Consider the following 24,753-nt stretch of genomic DNA (forward strand, 5'->3'; position numbering starts at 1 on the left):
TATCGGCACCTGCATGCGATCAGCCGGCAAGGCCGGCATTGGGCGGGTTCGCGAGCAAGCTCGCTCCTACAGGCCAATGCCGGCGCAACGGCTCGCGTAGGAGCGAGCTTGCTCGCAAATCGCCTCACGCCGAAGCCGGCACCTTCACCCCAACCCGCCCCAGCAGCAACTGCAGCACCGCTGCCACCACCAGCGCCGGCAGGGTCGCGCCCAGGTCCGGCTGGTAGTTCGCCAGCAGGTGATACACCACCACGCCACCACCCCAGGCCAGCAGCGAGCCCCAGCGCAGGCCATGGGGAATCGCGGCAGGCGCGCGGCGGCGCAGGACGAAGTGGTCGATCAGCACCACGCCGAACAGCGGCGCGAACACCGAGCCGATCAGCAGCAGGAAGTTCTGGTACTGCGCCAGCGGCGCGAACCAGGCGATCAGGGTGCAGATCACGCCGATGACCAGCGCCAGCAACTCGACCTTGAACGGCAGCAGGATGCCGCTGGAGACCGCCGCCGAGTGGATGTCGGCAAAGGCTTTCTCCGATTCGTCCAGCAGGATCAGCAGCAGCGGGATACCCATGCCGGCGCCGGCCAGCGCCAGCAGCAGCGCGTTGGCATCACTGCCCTGGGCGAATGCCAGGGTGTAGGCCACACCCAGGCCCATCAGCCAGAAGCAGCCGATGAAGAAGCCCAGCGCCGCGCCGGTGAAGGTCTGCCCGGCGCGCTTGCCGAAGCGCGAGTAGTCGGCGATCAGCGGCAGCCAGGACAGCGGCATGGCGATGGCGATGTCGAAGCCCACGGCGAAGGACAGCGAGCCATCGCCCGCCTTGGCCCAGATTGCCGCCAGGTCGGCGCGATGGAACAGGTCGAAGGTCAGCCAGACGCAGGCGGCGATCAGCAGCCAGATACCCCAGCGCCGCAGCACGCGACGCACGAAGGCGAGCGGGCCGGCGACGGCCAGCAGGGTCGCCAGCGCGCCGAACACCAGGGTCCACAGCGCCGGGCTGTTCCAGGTGCTGCCTTCGCCGAAGGCGCGAGTGGCCAGCAGGCTGGCGGCATCGCGCATGACGATGATTTCGAAGGCGCCCCAGCCGATCAGCTGCATCAGGTTCAGCAGCGCCGGCAATGCGGCGCCGTGGCTACCCAGGCTGAGCTTGAGCGAGGCCATGGCGGACAGCCCGGTGTCGGTGCCGATCACCCCGGCGCTGGCCAGCAGCAGCACGCCGACCAGGGTGCCGAGCAGGATCGCGCCGAGCGCACCGGCCAGGCCCAGGCCCGGCGCCAGCAATGCACCGGTCTGCAGCACCATCAGGCCGATGCCCAGGGAGAACCAGAGGGAGAACAGGTCGCGCAGGCCGAGCACGCGCTGGGCGCTGCCCACGGCGGAAGTCGGTGAATAGTCGATGGCGGTAGTGGTCACGATGCGTGCAGGGCTCGAAGGTTGAATTAGGTTTTTGTTTTTCGTAGGAGCGAGCTTTGCTCGCGAACCCAGCTCGCCGATGACTCTGCTGCTGGGCGGTTCGCGAGCAAGCTCGCTCCTACAGGTACTGCGGGCTCACACCTGTTTGTAGATCACCGAGCCTTCGTCCTTGAAGCGCGCGGCCTGCTCCTGGAACCCGGCCTCGATGGCCTTCTGCTCATCGGTGAGACCGTTTTCCTTGGCGTAGTCGCGGACCTCCTGGGTGATCTTCATGGAGCAGAACTTCGGTCCGCACATGGAGCAGAAGTGCGCGACCTTGGCCGAGTCCTTGGGCAGCGTCTCGTCATGGAAAGCCCGCGCGGTGTCCGGGTCGAGGCCGAGGTTGAACTGGTCCTCCCAACGGAACTCGAAGCGCGCCTTGGACAGCGCGTTGTCACGGATCTGCGCGCCCGGATGGCCCTTGGCGAGGTCGGCGGCGTGGGCGGCGATCTTGTAGGTGATGATGCCGGTCTTCACGTCATCCTTGTTCGGCAGGCCCAGGTGCTCCTTGGGCGTGACGTAGCAGAGCATGGCGCAGCCGAACCAGCCGATCATCGCCGCGCCGATGCCGGAGGTGATGTGGTCGTATCCCGGTGCAATGTCGGTGGTCAGCGGGCCGAGGGTGTAGAACGGCGCCTCGTCGCAGCACTCCAGCTGCTTGTCCATGTTTTTCTTGATCAGGTGCATCGGTACGTGGCCGGGGCCCTCGATCAGCACCTGAACGTCATGCTTCCAGGCGATGCGGGTCAGCTCGCCGAGGGTTTCCAGCTCACCAAACTGCGCGGCGTCGTTGGCGTCGGCGATCGAGCCCGGACGCAGGCCATCGCCCAGCGAGAAGCTGACGTCGTAGGCCTTCATGATTTCGCAGATTTCCTCGAAGTGGGTGTAGAGGAAGTTCTCCTGGTGATGCGCCAGGCACCACTTGGCCATGATCGAACCGCCACGGGAGACGATGCCGGTGACCCGCTTGGCGGTCAGCGGCACGTAGCGCAGCAGCACGCCAGCATGGATGGTGAAGTAGTCCACACCCTGCTCAGCCTGTTCGATCAGGGTGTCGCGGAAGATTTCCCAGGTCAGGTCCTCGGCGATGCCGTTGACCTTCTCCAGCGCCTGGTAGATCGGCACGGTGCCGATCGGTACCGGGCTGTTGCGCAGGATCCACTCGCGGGTCTCGTGGATGTGCTTGCCGGTGGACAGGTCCATCACCGTGTCGGCGCCCCAGCGGATGCCCCAGGTGAGTTTCTCCACTTCTTCCTCGATGGAGGAACCCAGCGCGCTGTTGCCGATGTTGCCGTTGATCTTCACCAGGAAGTTGCGGCCGATGATCATCGGTTCCAGTTCGGTGTGGTTGATGTTTGCCGGGATGATCGCGCGGCCGCGGGCCACCTCCTCGCGGACGAACTCGGGGGTGATTTCCTTGGGGATGCTCGCACCGAAGCTCTGGCCTGGGTGCTGGGCATCCAGCAGGCCGGCGGCGCGGGCTTCCTGCAGTTTCATGTTCTCGCGGATGGCGATGTATTCCATCTCGGGCGTGATGATGCCCTGGCGCGCGTAGTGCATCTGCGTGACGTTCTTGCCGGCCTTGGCGCGGCGCGGGGTGCGTACATGGGCGAAACGCAGGGCGTCGAGGCTGGCGTCGGCCAGGCGCGACTGACCGAACTCGGAGGTCAGGCCGGGGAGGATTTCGGTGTCACCGCGCTCGTCGATCCAGCGCGAGCGTACGTCCGGCAGGCCCTTGCGCAGGTCGATGCGCACGTCCGGGTCGGTGTAGGGGCCGGAGGTGTCGTAGACCATCACCGGGGCGTTCTTCTCGCCGCCGAAGGCGGTCGGGGTGTCGGCGAGCGAAATTTCCCGCACGGGGACGCGGATATCCGGGCGCGAGCCGGTCAGATAGACCTTCTTCGAATTCGGAAAGGGCTGGGTCGACTGGCGATCCAGCTGTTCAAGGCGGGTGACGTTGTTTTTCTGGGTGCTCATCCTGGCTCTCCTGGGGTTGATTGCCGGGGAGAACCTGGGACGAGAGGAGCTGCTTGCTGCAGCGAAGGGACGCATCCCGGAGAGGGCTGGGGCCGGGGCGGAATGCGCCGCGGGATGCGTACTTCTTGTTCCCTACGCGGGTCTTAACCCGATCAGGTTCAACGGGATCCGGAACTATCCGATCTCAGCCCCTCGCAATGGGGCACCCCGACAAGAACGCCCGCAGTCTAATCAAGTGCGCGCGGATAAGCCAACGCCGCCCGGCCGAAAACGCGCAATTGCTTACACGCAGCTACACTCCTGCCTCGGAAGGCTCGTACGAACGTGCCTTGACCGCCACCGGCGGCGACCGTAGCCTTGCCCCACCTCGCATCACTTTCCAGGATGAACGAATGCTGCGCAGACTCTCTCTGGCTGTCGCTGTAGCCGCAACGACAGGCTTTGCCTGGGCTGCACAGCCCGCTCCGGCTGCTTCTCCGCTGCCCACCAAGACCGACCTGATCAGCGTCTATAAAGATGCCGTCGACAACAACGCCGACCTCGCCGCCGCCCAGGCCGATTACCTGGCGCGCAAGGAAGCCGTGCCCCAGGCACGCTCCGGCCTGCTGCCGCAGATCAACGCCGGTGCCGATGTCGGGAACAGCCGTACGTCGCTGGACACCCCGAACGCTACGCTGAACCGCAGCAGCCAGGTGATCCAGGCGACCCTGAGCCAGCCGCTGTTCCGCGCCGACCGCTGGTTCCAGCTCAAGGCGGCGGAAAACACCACCGAACAGGCCCAACTGGAGTTCTCCGCGACCCAGCAGCAGTTGATCCTGCAGTCGGCCGAGAACTACTTCGGCGTACTGCGCGCCCAGGACAACCTGGCCGCCAGCAAGGCCGAGGAAGCGGCATTCAAGCGCCAGCTCGACCAGTCCAACGAGCGCTTCGACGTCGGCCTGTCCGACAAGACCGACGTCCTCGAATCCCAGGCCAGCTACGACACCGCGCGGGCCAACCGCCTGGTCGCCGAGCAACGCGTGGATGATGCCTTCCAGGCTCTGGTCACGCTGACCAACCGCGAGTACAGCTCCATCGAAGGCATCCTGCATTCGATGCCGATCGTGGTGCCGATTCCCAACGACGCCAAGGCCTGGGTGGACACCTCGGTCCAGCAGAACCTGCGCCTGCAGGCCAGCAACTACGCCGTCGATGCTGCCGAAGAAACCCTGCGCCAGCGCAAGGCCGGCCACCTGCCGACCGTCGACGCCGTGGCCCAGTACCAGAAGGGCGACAACGACGCCCTGGGCTTCACCAACTCCGGCGCGCCAGGTGATACGCACTACGGCAAGTGGGTCGACCAGAGCAGCATCGGCCTGCAACTGAACGTGCCGATCTACAGCGGCGGCCTGACCAGTTCGCAAGTGCGCGAGTCCTACCAGCGCCTGAACCAGAGCGAGCAACTGCGCGAGAGCCAGCGCCGCCAGGTGGTGCAGGACGCGCGCAACCAGCACCGCGCGGTCAATACCGACGTCGAGACCGTGAAAGCCCGTCGCCAGGCAATCATCTCCAACCAGAGCTCGCTGGAAGCCACCGAGATCGGCTACCAGGTCGGTACCCGCAACATCGTCGACGTACTGGACGCCCAGCGTTCGCTGTACAACTCGGTGCGCGACTACAACAACAGCCGCTATGACTACATCCTCGACAACCTGCGCCTGAAGCAGACCGCCGGCACCCTCAGCCCGGCCGACCTGCAGGCGCTGAGCTCGTACCTGAAGCCGGACTACAACCCGGACAAGGACTTCCTGCCGCCGGACCTGGCCAAGGCCGCCGAGCAACAGCTCAAGTCCAATCCGCAGTACTGATCCGGCCCCATGAAAAAGCCCCGCATCGCGGGGCTTTTTCTTTGGCGGGTCAGTGCGGCCAGTGGTTCGCAGGTCCTGGAAGGTCCTGCATGAAGTGAAGCCGATCGCGGACAGAGTCCGCTCCTACGCCCAGCTCGGAGGTAGGAGCAACTGTCTTTTTCTGGGGAGTCCGTACCCATTCATCCCCCTCACCCCAGCCCTCTCCCTCAGGGAGAGGGAGCAATCCGATCCGGCTGACGCCAAGGTTTCATCCTGCACCGAACGGTCCCCTCTCCTCCTGGGAGAGGGTTAGGGTGAGGGCCAACCCGGGCGCAGAACTTTCACGAAGGAGCGGACTCCGTCCGCGATGGGTCGAGCCATGCGCGGAGCCGGTCAACACAACGACCGATTGCTCAATCACGGTAACCGGGCGATACCCGATCCAGCATGCGCAGCAACGCGCTCCACGCCAGGTCGTAACCATCCGGATCGCTCAGCTCCCCCTCCGCCAGCGGCCGCGCCGGGGCGTTGAATTGTTGCTCGGTGTGACGACACACCTCCTCCGGCGGGATCACCAGCTCACCGCCGGCCTGGGCCGCCAGCTGGATGTCGCAGGCTTTCTCCAGGTAGTACATGCGCAGGAACGCCTGCTGCACCGTCTGACCCACGGTCAACAGGCCGTGGTTGCGCAACATCAGGCCGTAGTGGTCGCCCAGGTCGCGCACCAGACGCTCCTGCTCGTCCATCGACAGGGCGATGCCTTCGTAGTCGTGGTAGCCCAGGCGTCCGTAGAACTCCAGGGATATCTGGTTCAGCGGCAGCAACCCACAGGCCTGCGCCGCCACCGCACAACCGGCGCGGGTATGGGTGTGCAGTACGCATTGCGCGTCTTCGCGGGCGCCGTGGATGGCGCTGTGGATCACGAAGCCGGCCGGGTTGACCTTGTAGGGCGACGGCTCGACCGCATGACCGCTGAGGTCGATCTTCACCAGGCTCGACGCGGTGATCTCGTCGAACATCAGGCCATAGGGATTGATCAGGAAATGGTGGTCGGGACCGGGGATGCGCACCGAGATGTGGGTGAAGATCAGGTCGGTCATGCGGTAGTGCGCGATCAGGCGGTAGCAGGCCGCCAGTTCCTCGCGCAGTTTCCATTCCTCGGGCGAACAGGTGGCGCGACTGGGCGCCTGCAGCGACGTCATGGTGCACTTCTCCTCAAGGCAAAAGGACGCCGGGGCACAGGCCCCGGCGTCACGGTCACATTCTGGTCATTGGGCGGCCCAGGCGTTGAAGCGCTCTTCCAGCTCCTCGCCGTGGTCAACCCAGAACTCATCGTCCATCGCCAGGCCCTGGGGCAGGTTCTGCGTAGAGGTCGGCACCCAGCCGGCCAGGTCGGACGGCAGGCGTTCGGCGGCCTGCTTGTTGGTCGGACCATACGCAATGTGCTTCACGTAGTCGACCTGGGCATCGGGCTGGTTGGCGAAGGCAATGAAACGCTTTGCCGCATCGACGTGCTGCGAGCCCTTGATGATCGCCCAGTAGTCCATGCCGTAGAGACTGCCCGGCCAGACCAGTTGCAGGTTGCGTCCGCCCTTGTAGGCATCGGCGATGCGCCCGGTGTAGGTGGTGGTCATCACCACGTCACCGGCGGCCAGCCACTGCGCAGGCTGCGCACCGGCTTCCCACCACTGCACGTACGGCTTGATCTGGTTGAGCTTGGCGAAGGCGCGGTCGACGCCGGCCTTGGTGCCCAGCGTCCTGTAGACGTCCGCCGGCTTCACGCCGTCGGCCATCAGGGCGAACTCCAGGTTGTAGATCGCGCGCTTGCGCAGGCCGCGTTTGCCAGGGAATTTCTGCACGTCCCAGAAGTCCGCCCAGGATTGCGGCGCCGGCTTGAGCTTGTCGGCGTCATAGGCGATGGCCACGCCCCACACCAGCGCGGCCGAGCCGCAGTCCTTGGCGGCGTTGGGAATGAGCTGATCCTTGTTGCCGATCTGCTGCCAGTCCAGCGGCACGAACAGGCCCTCGTCGCAGCCGCGGGCCAGGTCCGGGCCCTCGATCTGCACCACGTCCCAGTCGGCGTGGCCGGTGTCGGCCATCACCTTGATGCGTGCCATCTCGCCGTTGTACTCGGTCTGGGTCACGCCCACCCCGGACTGCTTGCTGAAAGGCTGGAAGAACGCGGCATCCTGCGCCTTCTGGCCAGCACCGCCGTAGCCGACCACCACCATGTTCTCGGCGGCCTGGACGGCGCCGCAGCTCAGCCCGAGGGCGAGCAGCAGCGGTGAGGTGACGGTCTTGAGGAAGGAGCGCTTGTGGAAGTTGTTGCGGTGGAAAGTCATCGAGCATACCCCCAGTCGTAGGTGGCAATGGGCGCAGCCGGGATGGCCGCGCGCACGCTGGACGGGCGCGCCGGAACAACGGGCAGAGGGAAATCGATTGCCAGCGGGTGGGCCCGCCATGCGAGGGGGGACCGTACGGGACGGTTCATGCGCCTCTCCTCTTGTAGTTGTTGTGGAGCACGTCGCGGTTGCTCCGGAAAACTCCGGGAGCGGCTTCGAAACTACCCAGTCACTTTTAAAAAAACAAGTTGATTTTTTACTGGCGGTAAATTTCCATAGACATAACTTAAGCAACACTTGCCTAGACAACATTGCCCGACTCAGGAGAAGCCGCCGTGTCCCAGGTCCGCCACTTCCAGCAATCCGCCCTGCAGTTCCAGTCCTATGGTGGGCAGGACATCGAACGCGCCGCCATCTGCCGGCTGATCGGCCCGGCCGACAGCGAAACCATGGGTGCGGGCCTCGCTCGCTTCGACGGGGTGTCCATCGAGTGGACCGTGCTCTACGACGAACTGATCGTGGTGCTCGAAGGCAACTTCCGCCTGCGCCTGGCCGACCAGGTAATCGACGCCAAGCCCGGCGACGTGATCTGGGTGCCCGAGCGCACACCACTGGCCTACGAAGGCGAGAAGGCCTGCGTGTTCTACGCCCTCTACCCGGTGGACTGGCAGGCGCGCAACGCCTAGCTGGTCGACCGGCTGCGCGGCGGCGCAACGGCGTTGGAAACCGGCTCGGCATGCTCATTACTGAAGTAAATTCCGCTGCCTCTCCGGTCTCCGCCTTGTTGCGCTCTACCTCGCGCGGTCGATGTTTAGCGCTGTATTTACAACAAGAATCCGGAGTTGCCCGATGAGCCAGTTTCCCCACCTGTTCAGCCCGCTGCGCATCCGCGGCAAAGCGCTGAAGAACCGCATCATGTCCACTGGGCACGACACCTCGATGCCCACCGACAATCTGGTCAACGACCAGTTGGTGGCCTACCACACCGCCCGCGCCAAGGGCGGCGTCGGCCTGATCGTGCTGCAGGTCGCCGGCGTGCATGACAGCGCCCGCTACACCTCGCACGTGCTGATGGCCACCGATGACGCCTGCATCCCCGGCTACCGTCGCATCGCCGAGGCGTGCCATGCCGAAGGCACCGTGGTGCTGTCCCAGGTGTTCCACCCCGGCCGGGAGATCATGGAGTCCAGCGACGGCCTGCTGGCCGTGGCCTACGCACCGTCCGCCTCGCCCAACGAACGTTTCCGGGTGATGCCCCGCGAGCTGAGCCAGGCGATGATCGACGAAATCATCGAAGGCTACGCCGCCGCCGCACGCCGCCTGCACACTGCCGGCATCGACGGCGTGGAAGTGGTCGCCAGCCACGGTTACCTGCCGGCACAGTTCCTCAACCCACGGGTGAACCGCCGCAGCGACGGTTACAACGGTGACCTCGACGCCCGCCTGCGCTTCACCCGCGAAGTGATCGCCGCCATCCGCGCCGCCACCGATGAAGACTTCATCATCGGCCTGCGCATCTCCGCCGACGAGCGCGACCCGGAAGGCCTCACCGAAGACGAATCGCTGCAGGGCGTCAAAGGGCTGCAGAAAGACTTGGACTACGTGCACATCGTCGCCGGCACCTCGGCATCGCTGGGCGGCGCCATCCACATCGTGCCGCCCATGGCCATCGAGGCGGCGTACCTGGCCAACGAGGCCGGCACCTTCAAGCGCAACCTGGACATTCCGCTGTTCGTCACCGGGCGCATCAACCAGCCGCAGGAAGCCGAGCTGATCGTCGCCCGCGGCCAGGCTGATGTCTGCGGCATGACCCGCGCGCTGATCTGCGACCCGCAGATGCCCAGCAAGACCGAAAGCGGCCATGTCGAGGACGTGCGCGCCTGCATCGCCTGCAACCAGGCGTGCATCGGCCACTTCCACCGCGGCTACCCGATCTCCTGCATCCAGCATCCGGAAACCGGCCGCGAGCTGATCTACGCAGAACGCACGATGGCCGCCCGGCGCAAGCGCGTACTGGTCGTCGGTGGCGGGCCGGCAGGCATGAAAGCGGCTGCTGTCGCGGCACAGCGCGGCCATGACGTGACGCTCTGCGAGGCCAGCGGCCAGCTTGGTGGACAGGTCAACCTCGCCCAGTTGCTGCCGCGTCGCGCGGAGTTCGGCGGCGCCTCCACCAACCTGCAGCGCGAGATGCAGCTGGCCGGCGTCGAAGTGCGCCGCAATACTCGCGTCGACCGCGCGCTGGTGGAAGCCGAGCGTCCCGATGTGGTGATCGTCGCCACCGGCGCCAAGCCCTATCGCCCGCCATACGAGGAGGCTGGTGAGTTGCAGGTGGTGGACGCCTGGCAGGTACTGCGCGGTGAAGTGAAGCTCGGCCGCTCGGTGCTGGTCACCGACTGGCGCGCCGACTGGATCGCCCCCGGCATCGCCGAGCGCCTGGTGCGCGACGGCCACCAGGTGCACCTGGCGGTGAACGGCACCCACGCCGGCGAAAGCCTGCCGCTCTACGTACGCGACCACCTGGCCGGCGAGCTGCACCGCCTGGGCATCACCATTACCCCCTACGCCCGCCTGTACGGCGTGGACGACAGCACCGTCTACCTGCAGCACACCGCCAGCGGCGAGCCGATGCTGGTGGAAAATATCGACACCCTGGTGCTCTGCCAGGGCCACCAGCCGGTGGACGAACTGGCCGATGAGATCGTCGACCTCGCCGAGGTACGCCGCATCGGCGACTGCCTGGCACCGCGCACGGCGGAGGAAGCGATTTACGAGGGACTCAAGGCGGGTTGGGCAATCTGAGGCCCTTGTTTGTAGGAACGAGCTTGCTCGCGAACCGCCCAGCGCCAAAGTCGCCGGAAAGCGTGTTCGCGAGCAAGAACTGGGCGTCCCCCTCGCTCCTACAAGAAAAGCAATCGGTCCACAGCCCCGGCGCATTGTTTAGAATGCCCCACGACGCCCATCCCCAGGACCTCTTCGCATGAGCCGCAAAGCCCCGCAGGAAGCACCCGCCAACGCCGAAGCGCAGTTCCTCGGCACCCGCATCCGCGGCCTGCGCAAGCGGCGCGGCATGACCCTGGCGGAGCTGGCCGAGCAGAGCGGGCTCACCGCCGGCTACATCAGCCAGCTGGAGCGCAACCTGGCGTATCCGTCGATCCCGGCGCTGTTCAACATCGCCCGCAGCCTGGGCGTGACCATCCAGTGGTTCTTCGCCAGCGAAGTGCAGGTCGACCCTGGCGACGCCGGTTACGTAGTACGGCGCAATGCACGCACCAGCGTGCATTACGAAGATGGCATCGTCGACGAACTGCTCAGCCCGCAACCCAGCCGCCAGCTGGAAATCCTCCACTCGAAGTTCCCGCCCGGAACCTACAGCCAGCAGAGCTACAGCCACGAAGGCGAAGAAGCCGGCTACCTGCTCAGCGGCACATTCGAGCTGTGGGTAGGCGAGCGCTATTTCCTGCTCAATGAAGGCGACAGCTTCAGCTATTCCAGCCAGGAGCCGCACCGCTACGGCAACCCCGGGGATGTGGATGCCGTGGTGCTCTGGGTGATTACGCCGCCGACGTTCTGAGGCTGTTGCGCCGGCGCCTCACCGTTTTATGTAGGAGCGAGCTTGCTCGCGAACGCTCTTGCAGCGGTACCGGGGGCAGGCAGGTTCGCGAGCAAGCTCGCTCCTACAGTCGAGGTCCCGGGAAGCTCTGGAGCCCAGCCATCTCCCTGAGGGACAGAGGGCAGATCGGCGCTGGCAAACAGGCAGGCACCCTGTCGGCGAGCTTTTGAAAGCTGCTTTGTCCGGCGGGCTCAGTGTGTCAGCCGACACCGATCGGTCCCCTCTCCCACCGGGAGAGGGTCAGGGTGAGGGAACGTCTCTGCACCGCAGTCCGCATCAGCCCCTGACCAAGCGCCCCAACCCATCCAGCAACCGCTCCAAAGCGCCCTGGTTGGCCTTCATCACCCCCAACCCAGCCTCAGCCATGCGCTCCGCCGAAGCAGGCTCGTCCCACAACGCCGCCACGGCCACCGCCAGCGAAGGCGCATCGGCTACTTCGCGCAGCGCACCGACCTCTCGCAATTGCGCGGCGATTTCCAGGAAGTTGAACAGGTGCGGGCCGGACAATACGGGCTTGCCCAGCGCCGCCGGCTCCAGCAGGTTGTGCCCGCCGTTGGGCACCAGGCTGCCACCGACGAAAGCGACGTCGGCCAAGGCATAGAGGAACAGCAGTTCGCCCATGGTGTCGCCGAGCAGGACCTGGGTGTCCGCCGTGACCGGCTCGCCGGTGGAGCGACGCTGGGTACGGAAGCCTTCGCGCTGGCACAGCTCGAACATCGGGCCGAAGCGCTCCGGGTGGCGCGGCACCAGGATCAGCAATGAGTCCGGATGCTTTTCCAGCAGTTGGCGATGGGACGCCAGAATGATTTCGTCTTCCCCGGCATGGGTGCTCGCGGCAATCCAGACCGGCCGCTGTTGCGCCTGCCACTGGCCGCGCAGGTCACTGGCGCGCACCCGCAATTCGGGGTCGATAGTCAGGTCGAACTTGATCGAGCCCGTCACGCTCACGCAGTTCGGGCGGGCGCCAAGCCGCCGGAAGCGCTCGGCCTCGGCCTCGGTCTGCACGGCGATCCAGCTCATCTCTTCCAGCATCGGCCGGGTCAGCCCGGCGAAGCGCGCATAACCGCGCGCCGAGCGCTCGGACAGCCGCGCATTGGCCAGCGCCACCGGAATGCCGCGCTTGGCGCACTGGTGGATATGGTTGGGCCACAGCTCCGTTTCCATGATCACGCCCAGCACCGGCCGTGCACGGTCGAGGAAACGCGCCGCGGCCCAGGGCAGGTCGTACGGCAGGTAGCAGTGCTGCACCTGGTCGCCGAACAGTGCGCGGATGCGCTCGGAGCCGGTGGGTGTCATGCAGGTGACGGTGATCGGCAGGCCGGGGTGACGCTGCATCAGCGCGCGGATCATCGGCGCGGCGGCGATGCTCTCGCCCACTGAGACCGCGTGCACCCAGATGCCGCCGGGCTTGAGCGCCGGCAGGCCAAGGGCGAAGCGCTCGCCGACGCGCTGGGCATAGGCCGGCGCCTTGCGCGAGCGCAGGAACAGGCGCAGCGCGACCAGCGGCAGGCCCAGGTGGAACAGCAGGGTATAGAGGGTCCGGTTCATGGCGGCGGAGAGTAGCAAATTCCCCCGGCGCCCCGCCGCAGAATCCGCTACCGGGTCGCTTTCGTAAGGCGCATACCGCGCCAGCGCTATCCGCCACGCATGGGTGGCGATCCTCGCTCCCCGAAGCTTTTGACCTTGTAGGAGCGAGCTTGCTCGCGAACAGCGCTTGCCGGCCGCTCTGCTGTCAGGCAGTTCGCGAGCAAGCGCGCTCCTACGAAAAGCGCGTCAGACCGGCGCGGCCAGGTGCTCGGCGAAGCACTCGCCCAACCAGTTCGCCGCTGGCCCCAGTGGCTCGTCGCGGCGCCAGACCAGTTCCACCACCAGCGGCGGCGGCGTCCAGTCGCTGGCCAGTTCGACCAGCAACGGCTGGTAAGCCGGGTATTGCGCCACGTGAGTCGGCAACCAGGCCCAACCGAGGTCGCGCATCAGCAGCTCTGCCATGGCGTAGAAGCTGTCGGCGCGCCACACCAGCGGGCTGATCTGCTCGCCGCCGGGATAGTGGCTGTCCTGCGGGGCCATCAGCAGTTGGCGATGCCGCGCCAGCTCGCGCCGGTCGGCGTAGTCCAGCTTGGCCAGTTCATGCCCGGCGCCGCATACGGTGACCATCTCGATGGTGCCCAGGCGCTGCCGCTCCAGTTGCTCGGGCATGCCCTCATGATGGAACAGCAGGCCGAGGTCGGCGCGCCGCTCCAACAGCTTGCGCGCCACATCGCCCTGGGCACTGCTGGACAGCTGCACCTCCACCGTAGGGAACTCCTGCGCCAGCGCCTGCAAGCCGGAAAGTACCGGCTGGTAGGGCATCGCCTCATCCTGTGCCAGCCGCAACAAAGGCTCGGTGCCACGCACCAGCGACAGAGCGCGGCTCTCCAGCCGCTCACACTGGCGCAGCACCTCGCGCGCCTCGTCCAGCAGAGCACGCCCCTCGACGGTCAGCACCGGCTGCCGGCCGCTACTGCGCTCGAACAGGGTCACGCCCAGGTCGCTCTCCAGCAGCGCGATGGAGGAACTCACGGCAGACTGCACCCGCTTCAGCTGCCGCGCGGCAGCGGAAAATGACGACTGATCGGCCACGCTGACGAACAGGCGCAACTGGTCCAGGTTCCATTGCATGGTCTATCCCCACCACCCATCTCTAAATCAGATAGGTAATGACTTTATCCCATCAACCACGGGACTAGAATGGCCGCCAGAATCGAACGTCAGCTGCGTGTCGCTCACAACGAGCGGCGTGTCGTTCCGGGGAGCACCCACCATGCCCGGCTATCTCTACCTCGCCATTGCCATCGTCGCCGAAGTCATCGCTACCGCCTCGCTCAAGTCGGTGAAGGGCCTGTCTACGCCTTTGCCACTGGTATTGGTGATCGTCGGCTACGCCATTTCCTTCTGGATGCTCACCCTGGTGGTGCGCAGCATCCCGGTGGGCATCGCCTACGCCATCTGGGCGGGCCTGGGCATCGTGCTGGTCAGCATTGCAGCCCTGGTGCTCTACCAGCAGAAACTCGATACCGCCGCGCTGCTGGGCATGGGCCTGATCGTCAGCGGGGTCGTTGTGATCCAGCTGTTCTCCGGCAACGCGGGCCACTGATGCGGCGCCCTCGGCACTTTGTAGGAGCGAGCTTACTCGCGAAAGCCTTCCTCAAGCTGGTTCGCGAGCAAGCTCGCTCCTACAAGTCAGCCTGAGGCGACGGACGTTTACCGCTGCCCTCAAGCGTTATACTGCGCGCTTCGTTTTTCCCTTCGAGGCGCTTTCATGTCCGAATCCCTGAGCACCGACATCCTCATCGTCGGCGGCGGTATCGCCGGTCTCTGGCTCAATGCCCGCCTGCGGCGCGCCGGCTTTTCCACCGTACTGGTGGAGAACACCGCGCTGGGCGGCGTGCAGAGCATGCGCTCGCAGGGGATCATCCATGGCGGCACCAAATACGCCCTGCACGGCGCGCTGACCGGCGCCTCGGAAGCTATCGCCGATATGCCCGCCCTGTGGCGCGACTGCCTGGCCGGCACCGGCGAAGTGGACCTGCGCGGCGTGCGCGTACTGTCCGATGCTCATTACCTGTGGTCGCCCGGCGGCCTGGCCGGCAACCTCACCAGCTTCTTCGCCAGCAAGGCAGTGCGCAGCCGCGTCGCCCAGGTAAAGGGCAGCGACCTGCCGCCGGCGCTGCAGGACAAAGCCTTCAAGGGCAAGGCCTACCGCCTCACCGAGCTGGTGCTGGACGTGCCCAGCCTGATCGCCCGCCTGGCCGAACTGGCCGGTGACAGCCTGCTGGCGGGCGAACGCATCGAAGCACTGCGCGAAGGCGACAAACTGGTCGGCCTGCGCGTGGACGGCCGCGACATCCGCGCCCAGCGCGTGGTGCTCAGCGCTGGCGCGGGCAACGAGGCACTGCTGCGCGAACTGGGCCTGGAGCGCCCGGAGATGCAGCGCCGCCCGCTGCACATGGTGCTGGTCACCGCGCCGACCCTGAAACCGCTGTACGCTCACTGCCTCGGCGGCGGGCCGAAGCCGCGCGTCACCGTCACCACTCACCAGCTGAGCAACGGCGACTGGGTGTGGTACCTGGGCGGTGACATCGCCGAAGCCAGCGGCGTAGCGCGCAACGAAGCCGAGCAGATCGCCGAGGCGCAGCGCGAACTGCACAAGCTGGTACCGTGGATCGATCTCTCCGCCGCCCGCTGGGCCACCCTGCGCGTGGACCGCGCGGAGCCCTCGCAGAACAACCTGCTGCGCCCGGACAGCGCCTTCCTCGCCGAGGACGGTGCCCTGCTGGTCGGCTGGCCGACCAAGCTGGCCTTGGCGCCGAACTTCGCCGATCGCGTGCTGGAGTCCCTGGCAAAAGCCGGCGTTAGCCCACAGGCAACAGCCGCCCTTCCCGCTCTGCCGCGTCCCTCCATGGCACGCCCGGTGTGGGAGGAACTGCTCGGATGAAAACCCTGCATCACCTGCACCGCCCGCTGGGCAGCACCGGCCTGAACGTCTCGCCGCTGGGCCTGGGCACCGTGAAGCTCGGCCGCGACCAGGGCGTGAAGTACCCCGCCGGTTTCCGCATTCCCGATGACCGCGAGGCCGCCGACCTGATCGCGCTGGCCCGCGACCTGGGTATCAACCTGATCGATACCGCGCCGGCCTACGGCCGCAGCGAGGAACGCCTCGGCCCGCTGTTGCGCGGCCAGCGCGATCAGTGGGTAATCGTCAGCAAGACCGGCGAAGAATTCGTCGGCGGCCAGTCGCAGTTCGACTTCAGCGCCGCCCACACGCGCCGTTCGGTCGAGCGCAGCCTGCAGCGCCTGGAGACCGACTACATCGACCTGGTGCTGGTGCATTCGGACGGCAACGACCTCGACATCCTGCGCGGCACCGAGGTCTACGCGACCCTCGAGCGCCTGAAGGACGAAGGGCTGATCCGCGGCTTCGGCTTCTCCGGCAAGACCGCCGACGGCGGCCTGCTGGCCCTGGAGCGCGGCGACTGCGCGATGGTCACCTACAACCTCAACGAGCAGGCGGAAAAGCCGGTGATCGACCACGCTCAAGCCCATGGCCGCGGCATCCTGATCAAGAAAGCCCTGGCCAGCGGCCACGCCACCCTCGCCCCCGGCGTCGACCCGGTACGCGCCAGCTTCGAGCTGGTGCTGGGGCATCCCGGCGTCGCCAGCGCCATCGTCGGCACCATCAATCCGCTGCACCTGAGCCACAACGTGAACATCGCCGCTGAGGTTCTCGACCGCTGATCGGCAGACGCCGTACGGTCATGTGGATTGCGTATTCCTGTGCCATGCTCCAACTCCCCCGGCGAAAACCGCGGGCACAGAAACTGTCGCCAGCCGGCGATTCCCCTGCAAAAATCTCGGAATCGCCAAGCCTTTCAGGGAAAAATCCGGAAATCCTTTTGATTTTCGATGACACCAGGATCGGTGTCAGGCTGTCTAGGTTGTAGCGACCCCGTAAAGACCGATCGGCCGGACCGCCCCTTACCAGACGGTCAGCGTTCGCGTCGGCGTCGTCCGCTAGCCATGCACCAAGAGCATGCACTGAAGAAGGACGCGCCAACGCAACCCGGCGCCCTGTACGAGAAGGAAGCCCCTCTATGCCCCGTACGCTCGCCCGCAAGGACCCGACCGCCTTCAAGACCCTACCGCTGCTGGTGGAAGCCAGTGCGGAAAGTCTTATCTACCAGACCCTCGGCAAGCCCCTGAACTTCGCCCAGGTCCTGGAAAAGCGCCGCCCCATCGAGATCGCCGAAACCGAAAGTTTCACCACCGAACTGGCCAACCTCGGCGTCTCGGTGCGCCTGACCCTGAACTACCAGGGGCGCGACCACTGGATCCTGGTGCGCCAGCGCCGCCTGGACCGTGGCGACACGGTGCTCAAGCTGATTTCCGGCTACGTGCCGGCCCACGAACTGAATCTGCCGCTGCTCACCGCGATCCAGGAAGTGGCCGAGGAATGCCTGGTGGAAACCGCCGACGGCTGGCTCGGCGGGCGCTTCGGCGACACCTGGCTGCCGACGCCCTACGAGGGCATCCTGCGCTACCGCGAGAGCAGCCACTTCTCCCTGACCCCGCTGTCAGGCGCCTCACGCCCGGTGCAGGCCGGCGCACTGCGTCTGCTGGAGCGCCCGCAGGCCTATGTGCACCTGCCGACGGCTTCGTTGCAGCTGGTCTACGACCTGCGCATGGAGCTGCCCAAGGATGCCCGCGAGGTCAGCCTGTTCCATGTCGACGAGAAGCTCGAAAGCGGCCCGCTGGTGGCGCGCCTCGATCGCCGTCGCCCGGACATCTACCTTCTGCCGCTGGACCATGGCCAGCCGACTGGCGAACTGTTCACCCTGAGCAAGGGCGAGCTGTGCAAAGCCAGCACCCGTGGCCTGTGGCTGTCCGAGAGTTTCGCCGAGCAGGATGGCTGGCTCGTACGCGAGGAACGCATCCGCTTCCGCGAATGGATGGAGCAGTGGCCGCCCGCCGCCGGCAATGCCGGTAGCGGGCGGCGCACGGCCTGAGGCCGTAACCTGATCCGGCCATCCTGACGGCCGGATCAGAACCTGACTCACTGTAGGAGCAAGCTTGCTCGCGAACGGTGCACACCGGCCAAGCAGTCATTGGGCGATTCGCGAGCAAGCTCGCTCCTACAAGAACCCGCGGTTACTTCAGTTGGCTGGAGCTCTTGCCCAACAGCCGCCGCGCCACGATCAGTAGCTGGATCTGCTGGGTACCCTCGAAGATGTCGAGGATCTTCGAATCCCGCGCCCACTTCTCCAGCAACTCTTCTTCTCCATAACCCAGCGCCCCCGCCAGCTCGACGCACTTGAGCGTCACCTCGTTGGCTACTCGACCAGCCTTGGCCTTGGCAATGGAAGCTTCCTTCGAGTTGGGCAGGCGGTTGTCGGCCATCCAGGCGGCCTTCAGGGTCAGCAGCCGCGCCGCTTCCCACTCGGCTTCCAAGCGGTACAGCGTGGCCTCGGCGTTGCTGGCAGTGAGCAGCGGCTGGCGATAGTCGAAGCGGCAACCGGCCTTCTTCAGTAGCTCGCGGGTGCGATCCAGCGAAGCCTTGGCCACACCGATGGCCATGGCGGCCACCAGCGGGCGGGTGTTGTCGAAGGTCTCCATCACCCCGGCAAAGCCCTTCTGCACATCGATCTCGGCATTGCCCAGCAGGTTGGCAGCCGGCACGCGGCAGTCGCTGAAGCTGATGGAGGCCGTGTCCGAGGCCTTGATGCCGAGCTTCTTCTCCAGGCGGGTAACGGTCATGCCCGGGGTGCCTTTCTCCACCACGAAGGACTTGATCGCCGCGCGCCCCAGGTTCTTGTCCAGGGTCGCCCAGACCACCACCGCGTCGGCGCGGGCGCCGGAGGTGACGAAGATCTTCTCGCCGTTGAGCAGATAGTGATCGCCATCGCGGGTAGCAGTGGTGCGGATCGCTGCCGAGTCCGAGCCACAGCCTGGTTCGGTAATGGCCATGGCCGCCCAGGTGCCGGAGAAGCGTTTGAGTTGCTCCTCATTGGCCACCGCGGCGATGGCGGCGTTGCCCAGCCCCTGGCGCGGCATGGCCAGCAGCAGGCCGGTGTCGCCCCAGCACATTTCCATCACGCCCAGGCAGGCAGAGAGGTTGCCACCGTTCTTCACACCCTCCTCCGCGCCGGCCTTGCGCTTGCTCGCCGAGGTGGCGCCGACGGCGTCCGGCGAGCCGGCGTTCATGCCGTCCAGCAACGCTGCCAGCAGGTCCAGCTCCTTGGGATAGGCGTGCTCGGCCTTGTCGTACTTGCGCGAAATCGGCCGCAGGTAGTTCTCGGCGACCTGACGAGCCTGGTTCTGCAGGGTGCGGAATTTCTTCGGTGTCTCGAGGTACATGGAAGGCTCCTAAGCGGAGCTCATCGCGTCGCGAGCGAAGCGCAGCCAAGGCGGAAACGGACGAGGAAGCGGAGTTTACAGTTGTAAATGAGCATTCCGAGTTCGTTTCCAACGCCGGCTGGGCGAGCGCAGCAGCGATGAGCCCGCGTTACAGGTGTAGACCGCCGGCCATCAAACTGACGGCGCGCAGGTCGCGGTACCAGCGCTCGGCCGGGTGTTCCTGGGTGAAACCGTGGCCGCCGAGCAGTTGCACCGCGTCGGTGCCGATCTTCATCGCCTTTTCGGCGCAGAGCAGCTTCGCCAGGTAGGCCTCGCGGTGGAACACCTGGCCGCGCTCAGCCAGCGCGCAGGCGCGCCAGACCATCAGGCGCATGGCGTCCAGCTCGACGGCGATGTCCGCGACCATGAAGGCCACGCCCTGGCGATGGCTGATCGGCTCACCGAAAGCCTCGCGCTCGTTGCAGTAGGTGATCACGTAATCGAGGGCTGCCTGCCCCGTACCCACGGCCAGCGCACACCAGGCCAGCGCGGTGTGATCGAGGAAGGCCTGGAAGTCAAAGCGCTCCGCCGCCAGCCGCTGCTCGGCCGGAACCTTCACCCCCTTGAAGCGAACCCGCGCAGTGCCGGTGGCCCTCAGGCCCATGGCCGGTTCGGCGCGCACTTCAACACCCTTGGCACGGGTATCGACGAGGAACAGCGCCGGACCGTCGCCAGCATCCGCCGCAACGATCAGCTTCTGCGCATCGACACCCCGCACCACCAGGCATTTCTCGCCGGACAGCGTGTAGCTCGAACCGCGCTTGCGCGCCTTGGTGGATTGCCGCAGCGGATCGGCCAACAGTTGCGGTTCGTTGACCGCAATGGCGATCAGCGGCGGGGTCTCTTCGGCGACGAACTCCGGCAACCAGCGCGCCTGTTGTTCCGGCGAGCCCCAGCGACGAATGCAGTTGGCCGCCGACAGCGGAACCAGCAGCGCGGCGGCAAGGCTCAGGTCGCCACGGGCAAGGGATTCGGCGATCAGCGCGTTGGTCACTACAGTGCGTTCGCCGGCCATGCCGCCGTGCACTTCGCTGACGCCATAGTGGGTCAGGCCCAGTTCCTGCGCCTGGGCCAGCAGCTCAAGACTCAGGCCGGCCTTGGCGTCAGCCTCATGAGCAGCCGGGCGCAGTACTTCGGCGGCGAAACCTTCGAGCATCTCCACGAGCATCTGCTGCTCGTCGGACAGGGACAGGTCGAACAGCCCGTCAGGGTCGGCCTTGCGTGGCGTCTTGGGTTGCTTGGCGGCACGCTCGCTGGCCAGCCGGAAGCCGGTGCGGCTGCCGCTGTAGAGCAGTCTTTCGAAGGGCTTGCGCAGCTTGAGTCGATCCGGCCAGTCGGCCTGGGCGACACGGTTGAGCACGGCCAGGGCGCGGCCCTGCACGTCGGTGGTCATGGCATCTCGCTCCGCGGAGGGTGGATGCCCCGATCATGCGCTGCAAAATGCCGCAGGGACCATGACCGCTTTGCCGCCGGTCACTGGCAGAGCGGTCAGTGGGCCCGGGGCGGATGGGGGAATCTGTAGGAGCGAGCTTGCTCGCGAACGAATCCGCAGCGGGGTTTGTTCGCGAGCAAGCTCGCTCCTACAAAAGGCGTTCCCTGCCGGAGAGGCCCAGACCCTCGGCATCCAGGCAAGAGAAGGCAGATCAGCCCTGGTGGCGGATCTTCTCGACGATGGCGGTGGTGGAGCTGTTTTCCACCAGACCCAGCACGCGGACTTCGCCGCCGTAGGCCTTGACGATGTCGGCGCCGACCACCTGCTCGACACCGTAGTCGCCGCCCTTCACCAGCACGTCCGGGCGGACTTCGGTGAGCAGGCGCTCAGGGGTGTCTTCGGCGAAGCTGACGACCCAGTCCACCGCGCCAAGGCCAGCGAGCACGGCCATGCGGCGGTCAACGCTGTTGATCGGACGTCCCGGGCCTTTCAGGCGGGTCACCGAGCCGTCATCGTTGACCCCGACGATCAGGCGGTCACCCTGGGCGCGCGCCTGTTCCAGGTAGGTCACGTGGCCAGCGTGGAGGATGTCGAAGCAGCCATTGGTGAAGACGATCTTCTCGCCGTGGGCGCGGGCGTCTTCGATGGCCAGCAGCAGTTGGTCGAGGCTCAGCACGCCACGCTCGGAGCCCTGCTCGCGCTGCACGGCGCGGCGCAGTTCCGGGGCGCTGATGGCGGCGGTACCGAGCTTGCCGACGACGATGCCGGCAGCGAGGTTGGCCAGGGCCACGGCCTGTGGCAGGTCCTCACCGGCGGCGATGGCGCCGGCCAGGGTGGAAATCACGGTGTCGCCGGCACCGGTGACATCAAACACTTCGCGGGCGCGGGCCGGCAGGTGCAGGGCGCTATGGCCGGGGCGCAGCAAGGTCATGCCGTGCTCGCCACGGGTGACCAGCAACGCGCCGAGCTCCAGCTCGGTCATCAGTTGCTGCCCCTTGGCGACCAGGTCGGCCTCGTCGGTGCAGCGACCGACGATAGCCTCGAATTCGGAAAGGTTCGGGGTGATCAGACTGGCACCACGGTAGATGGCGAAGTCCTTGCCCTTGGGGTCGGCCAGCACCGGGATGCCGCGCTTGCGGGCGGCCTGGATCAGTTGCTGGTGGTTCTTCAGCGCACCCTTGCCGTAGTCGGAGAGCACCAGTACGCGAACCTGGTCCAGCAGCGCCTCGACGTCGGAGGACAAAGCCACGGCGTCAGTGCGGAAGGCTTCCTCGAAGTCCACGCGCAGCAACTGCTGGTGGCGGCTCATGACCCGCAGCTTGACGATGGTCGGCTGGCCGGCGATGCGCTGGAAGCGGGTGGTCACGCCTACCGCCTGCAGGCTGTCGCTCAGGCTGTCGGCCGCTTCATCGACGCCGGTAACGCCGACCAGGAAGGCCGGAGCCCCGAGGGCGGCCAGGTTAAGCGCGACGTTGGCGGCGCCACCGGGGCGGTCCTCATGCTGCTCGACCCGCACCACGGGCACCGGCGCCTCGGGCGAGATGCGCGAGGTCGCGCCGTGCCAGTAGCGGTCGAGCATTACGTCGCCGACTACTAGAACGGGGGCCTGATCGAATCGGGGCATGGTCAATTTCATGGGAACTCCGCAGGTCGAAATCGCCGCGGATAATACCATAGCCGCCCGCTGCGACTTGCGCCGGGCACCGGGCGGTCACGGCAATCTCTACGGGACTTTGCGGACCCAGAACAGCTCATGGCGGCGTACCGCCTTGCGGAAGAACTCGTCGTCACCGGTAGCTGGCCACTGACGCCCGGCGAGCACGCGCTGGATCAGCCGACGCAGGCGCTTCTTGCCGGTGAGGGGAGTCTGCAGGTCGTGCTGCAGGGCCAGCGCCTGGGCCTTGTCGATGCGCGTCGCGGCATTGAGCACGGGGCTCCACAGTGGGTCGGCCGGCAATGCCTCGATACAAGGTGGCAGGGCAATGCCGCCGTCGGCCGGCCCCATCGGCCAGCGATCATTATCGTGCAGGTGGTTGGCGTAGAGCAGCAGCGTCTGCGGCTTCCAGCTGCTGCGCTCGATCGCCTCCAGCGTCGCACGGGTGGCGTGCACATGGTCGGCGTGGGGGTCCAGTTCCGGATGGGCGGTGAGGATCACCTCGGGGCGGATGCGCTCGATCAGCGCCGTGAGATCGGCCACCAGATTGAGCCAGGTCGGCGCGCCGTCGCCGTCCGCCGGCAGCGCGAAAGGATTCAGGCCACGCACGCTGCGGATGTCGACCTCGCCGGACTCCCTCGAGCCGAATGCCTGGCTCGGCTCGGCAGCCATGGCCGGCAGTTGCAGGCAGTAGTAGCCCAGTTGCACGCAGCGCTCGGCCGGCACGCCACCCCAGAGCGGCGCGGCAATGCTGTCCCAGGTGCGCAGGCGACCCTTGAGCCTGGCCGCCTCGGCCTTGCCCAGCCCGAGGCGTTCGTAGTGCTCGGCTTCGATCTCGCCCTGGGTGAGGGTGACGATCCAGGCTTCCGGGCAGCGGCTGTACTGGCCGAAGGCAGCCAGTTCGGCATCGTCGGAGTGAGGCGCAATGATCAGCAGGCGTTGCTGGGCGTAATCGGGGTTGTCGAAGGCGTGCAGCACGCCCTGCTGTGCCAGCCGGCAATGGCGGCTGCGGATGCGCAGATGCCCGGAGCGTAGCGCCTCGCCCTGGCCGGACAGGTTGATATAGCGCTTGCCGCTGACGCCACGCTCGAAGTCCTGGCGGTCAGGCTCGACGCCCTCGATCAGCACCTGCGGATCAAGCCAGCGACCGAGCAAGGAGGCTTTTACCTCGATTTCCAGTACCAGGGTCTCTTCCTGCTCTGGCAGCGCGCCGTTGGCGACGTGCAGGCCGTGCCGGCCGAGGGAGACCGGCAAGGCAATGGAGCCCGGCGGGAAGTCGTAGCGGTAGTCGTCACGCGGGGAATAGAACAGGTGGTCGGCGAACCAGGCTTCGTGGGCGACCCAGCCCAGCAGCAGTGCCAGCGGCACGCTCCACCAGGGGGCGAAGATACCCAGCAGGATCAGCACCAGCAGGGCGACGAGCAGGACCACGCGCTTCTTGCGACGGTGCTGTTTGAGCAGGTGCTGTTTGCGGGCGGTCATATGGTTCTCCGTGGACACCGATCGCGGACGGAGTCCGCTCCTACGCACAGGCTCATGGGCCGTGCACGAACGGTAGGAGCGAGCCTGCTCGCGAACCCATCCTCGCGGTAGGGCTGTTCGCAAGCAAGCTCGCTCCTACGAAAAGCGCGGTCAGACCTGGAACACCGGCACGCGGTGACACCAGCGGTCCTTGTACTCGCGATCGGCACGGCCGAAGGAGTAGCGTAGCGGCTTGCCCAGCGCCTCGGCGTCAGCCCAGGCTTCCTGGGTATTGACGAAACTGAGCACGCTGCCGGGGCTGAACTCGCGATTTTCCGGAGCCACGCCGCCGTTGATGTACTCGACGCTGACCCACTTCGGCGCTTCGACCCGATAGAGAATCTGGATCGCCACCGGCTCGCCGTCCAGGCGCACCAGCGAACCCCGCATGAATTCGCGCATCAGGCCGAACACTTCGGCCAGCCGCGCCTTGCCCGGCACTTCGAACTCCCAGCGGCGCTGGAACAGGTCGGCATAGATACTTGCCTGTTCCTCTGCGCTCAGCTCGCTCATGGGCTGCAACACGCCGCCCGCCTCTTCCAGCAGTCGCTGTTCGCGGCGCTGGTTGTAGCGGAATTTCTTCGAGAAGTCGGCCGGGGCGCGGTTCATCGCCAGTTGCTCAGGCTGTTCGCGGGCGTCGCTGACCTGCTCGCGGTTGAGCTCGGAGAGGTAGCGCACCTGATGGCGCAACTCGATACGAGCACCTTCGGCGATCGGCAGGATGATCTCGGCGTTGCCCAGGTCGAACAGCGCCTTCTTGCCTTCGCGCTTGAGCACATCCTTGGACAGCGCGAGGTTGCGCCCCCAGGTCGGCACGGCGGCGCGCAGTTCATCGCCTTCGAACCAGCCCAGGTAGCGCACCGGGATTCCAGCCAGGGCGGCGAGACGCTCGACCACCTCCGGGTGGGTGGCGACGCTACCGCCGAAGCGCTGCCAGGCGGCGGCATAGTCGGCCGCCGCGATGGGCGTCCAGCCACGTTCGCGGAAGACTCGCAGACGGTTCAGCATGTCG

General features: G+C 66.4%; 19 protein-coding genes and 1 riboswitch. Of the genes, 8 read left to right on the top strand and 11 right to left on the bottom strand.

Translation table 11 applies throughout. The features are described from left to right. Window positions 1-124: 124 nt before the first annotated feature. Together cytX and thiC are read right to left on the bottom strand one after the other, a co-directional pair. Window positions 125-1,411 (bottom strand): putative hydroxymethylpyrimidine transporter CytX, encoded by a 1,287-nt coding sequence (gene cytX, locus ACNFH5_RS25330; RefSeq protein ID WP_416750804.1) that lies wholly within the window; start codon window positions 1,409-1,411, stop codon window positions 125-127. Between the two features lie 135 nt (window positions 1,412-1,546). Beyond that, on the bottom strand, window positions 1,547-3,427 hold the full coding sequence (gene thiC / locus ACNFH5_RS25335; RefSeq protein ID WP_416750806.1) for a phosphomethylpyrimidine synthase ThiC: 1,881 nt from the start codon (window positions 3,425-3,427) through the stop codon (window positions 1,547-1,549). Window positions 3,428-3,539: 112 nt separating this feature from the next. After that, a riboswitch (TPP riboswitch) is annotated at window positions 3,540-3,647 on the bottom strand. 172 nt (window positions 3,648-3,819) lie between these two features. Between thiC and ACNFH5_RS25340 the strand changes: the two genes are divergently transcribed. Next, window positions 3,820-5,274, top strand: coding sequence for a TolC family outer membrane protein (locus tag ACNFH5_RS25340; RefSeq protein WP_416750808.1), 1,455 nt, complete (start codon window positions 3,820-3,822; stop codon window positions 5,272-5,274). A gap of 392 nt (window positions 5,275-5,666) precedes the next feature. Here the strand turns inward: ACNFH5_RS25340 and ACNFH5_RS25345 are convergent, their stop codons facing one another. Both ACNFH5_RS25345 and ACNFH5_RS25350 read right to left on the bottom strand, forming a co-directional pair. Continuing rightward, window positions 5,667-6,455, bottom strand: a complete 789-nt coding sequence (locus tag ACNFH5_RS25345; protein ID WP_045216149.1) for a class II aldolase/adducin family protein — start codon at window positions 6,453-6,455, stop codon at window positions 5,667-5,669. 66 nt (window positions 6,456-6,521) lie between these two features. Next, window positions 6,522-7,595: an ABC transporter substrate-binding protein gene (locus ACNFH5_RS25350; protein ID WP_416750811.1), complete on the bottom strand. Its 1,074-nt coding sequence runs from the start codon at window positions 7,593-7,595 to the stop codon at window positions 6,522-6,524. A gap of 335 nt (window positions 7,596-7,930) precedes the next feature. On the opposite strand from ACNFH5_RS25350, the gene ACNFH5_RS25355 reads away from it, so the two are divergent. The 3 genes from ACNFH5_RS25355 to ACNFH5_RS25365 all read left to right on the top strand — a co-directional run bounded on the left by ACNFH5_RS25355 (window position 7,931) and on the right by ACNFH5_RS25365 (window position 11,166). Continuing rightward, complete coding sequence (locus ACNFH5_RS25355) at window positions 7,931-8,281, top strand: cupin domain-containing protein (protein ID WP_416750813.1); 351 nt, start codon at window positions 7,931-7,933, stop codon at window positions 8,279-8,281. Window positions 8,282-8,444: 163 nt separating this feature from the next. Next, window positions 8,445-10,394, top strand: coding sequence for an FAD-dependent oxidoreductase (locus tag ACNFH5_RS25360; RefSeq protein ID WP_416750815.1), 1,950 nt, complete (start codon window positions 8,445-8,447; stop codon window positions 10,392-10,394). 178 nt (window positions 10,395-10,572) lie between these two features. Continuing rightward, complete coding sequence (locus ACNFH5_RS25365) at window positions 10,573-11,166, top strand: helix-turn-helix domain-containing protein (protein ID WP_416750817.1); 594 nt, start codon at window positions 10,573-10,575, stop codon at window positions 11,164-11,166. Window positions 11,167-11,481: 315 nt separating this feature from the next. On the opposite strand, the gene waaA is transcribed toward ACNFH5_RS25365, so the two are convergent. After that, a complete protein-coding gene (gene waaA / locus ACNFH5_RS25370; RefSeq protein WP_416750820.1) occupies window positions 11,482-12,753 on the bottom strand; it encodes a lipid IV(A) 3-deoxy-D-manno-octulosonic acid transferase in 1,272 nt (423 codons plus the stop codon). Between the two features lie 225 nt (window positions 12,754-12,978). Further along, window positions 12,979-13,863, bottom strand: a complete 885-nt coding sequence (locus ACNFH5_RS25375) for a LysR family transcriptional regulator (protein ID WP_416750822.1) — start codon at window positions 13,861-13,863, stop codon at window positions 12,979-12,981. Window positions 13,864-14,005: 142 nt separating this feature from the next. On the opposite strand from ACNFH5_RS25375, the gene ACNFH5_RS25380 reads away from it, so the two are divergent. The 4 genes from ACNFH5_RS25380 to ACNFH5_RS25395 all read left to right on the top strand — a co-directional run bounded on the left by ACNFH5_RS25380 (window position 14,006) and on the right by ACNFH5_RS25395 (window position 17,747). Beyond that, window positions 14,006-14,338, top strand: a complete 333-nt coding sequence (locus ACNFH5_RS25380) for a DMT family transporter (protein WP_024764290.1) — start codon at window positions 14,006-14,008, stop codon at window positions 14,336-14,338. Window positions 14,339-14,503: 165 nt separating this feature from the next. Continuing rightward, window positions 14,504-15,679 (top strand): NAD(P)/FAD-dependent oxidoreductase, encoded by a 1,176-nt coding sequence (locus ACNFH5_RS25385; RefSeq protein ID WP_416750824.1) that lies wholly within the window; start codon window positions 14,504-14,506, stop codon window positions 15,677-15,679. Next, window positions 15,676-16,479 carry an aldo/keto reductase gene (locus tag ACNFH5_RS25390; RefSeq protein WP_416750826.1) on the top strand — a complete coding sequence of 268 codons (804 nt, stop codon included), beginning with the start codon at window positions 15,676-15,678 and terminating at the stop codon, window positions 16,477-16,479. Before ACNFH5_RS25385 ends, ACNFH5_RS25390 begins: the two co-directional genes overlap by 4 nt. A gap of 356 nt (window positions 16,480-16,835) precedes the next feature. Beyond that, window positions 16,836-17,747: a metal ABC transporter ATPase gene (locus tag ACNFH5_RS25395; protein ID WP_416750828.1), complete on the top strand. Its 912-nt coding sequence runs from the start codon at window positions 16,836-16,838 to the stop codon at window positions 17,745-17,747. A gap of 142 nt (window positions 17,748-17,889) precedes the next feature. Here ACNFH5_RS25395 and ACNFH5_RS25400 read toward each other — a convergent pair whose 3' ends face one another. The 5 genes from ACNFH5_RS25400 to ACNFH5_RS25420 all read right to left on the bottom strand — a co-directional run bounded on the left by ACNFH5_RS25400 (window position 17,890) and on the right by ACNFH5_RS25420 (window position 24,749). Continuing rightward, on the bottom strand, window positions 17,890-19,095 hold the full coding sequence (locus ACNFH5_RS25400) for an acyl-CoA dehydrogenase family protein (protein ID WP_416750830.1): 1,206 nt from the start codon (window positions 19,093-19,095) through the stop codon (window positions 17,890-17,892). 148 nt (window positions 19,096-19,243) lie between these two features. Next, the gene (locus tag ACNFH5_RS25405; RefSeq protein WP_416750832.1) at window positions 19,244-20,527 is read right to left on the bottom strand and encodes an acyl-CoA dehydrogenase family protein; all 1,284 of its coding nucleotides are present in this window, start codon (window positions 20,525-20,527) and stop codon (window positions 19,244-19,246) included. Window positions 20,528-20,777: 250 nt separating this feature from the next. After that, window positions 20,778-22,202: a bifunctional D-glycero-beta-D-manno-heptose-7-phosphate kinase/D-glycero-beta-D-manno-heptose 1-phosphate adenylyltransferase HldE gene (gene hldE / locus ACNFH5_RS25410; RefSeq protein ID WP_416750834.1), complete on the bottom strand. Its 1,425-nt coding sequence runs from the start codon at window positions 22,200-22,202 to the stop codon at window positions 20,778-20,780. An 87-nt stretch (window positions 22,203-22,289) separates the two neighbouring features. Next, a complete protein-coding gene (locus ACNFH5_RS25415) occupies window positions 22,290-23,702 on the bottom strand; it encodes a PIG-L deacetylase family protein (RefSeq protein WP_416750836.1) in 1,413 nt (470 codons plus the stop codon). Between the two features lie 150 nt (window positions 23,703-23,852). Continuing rightward, window positions 23,853-24,749: a GNAT family N-acetyltransferase gene (locus ACNFH5_RS25420; protein WP_416750837.1), complete on the bottom strand. Its 897-nt coding sequence runs from the start codon at window positions 24,747-24,749 to the stop codon at window positions 23,853-23,855. Between the last annotated feature and the right edge of the window lie 4 nt (window positions 24,750-24,753).

The organism is Pseudomonas sp. NY15435, assembly GCF_048068295.1.
Classification (GTDB): Bacteria; Pseudomonadota; Gammaproteobacteria; order Pseudomonadales; family Pseudomonadaceae; genus Pseudomonas.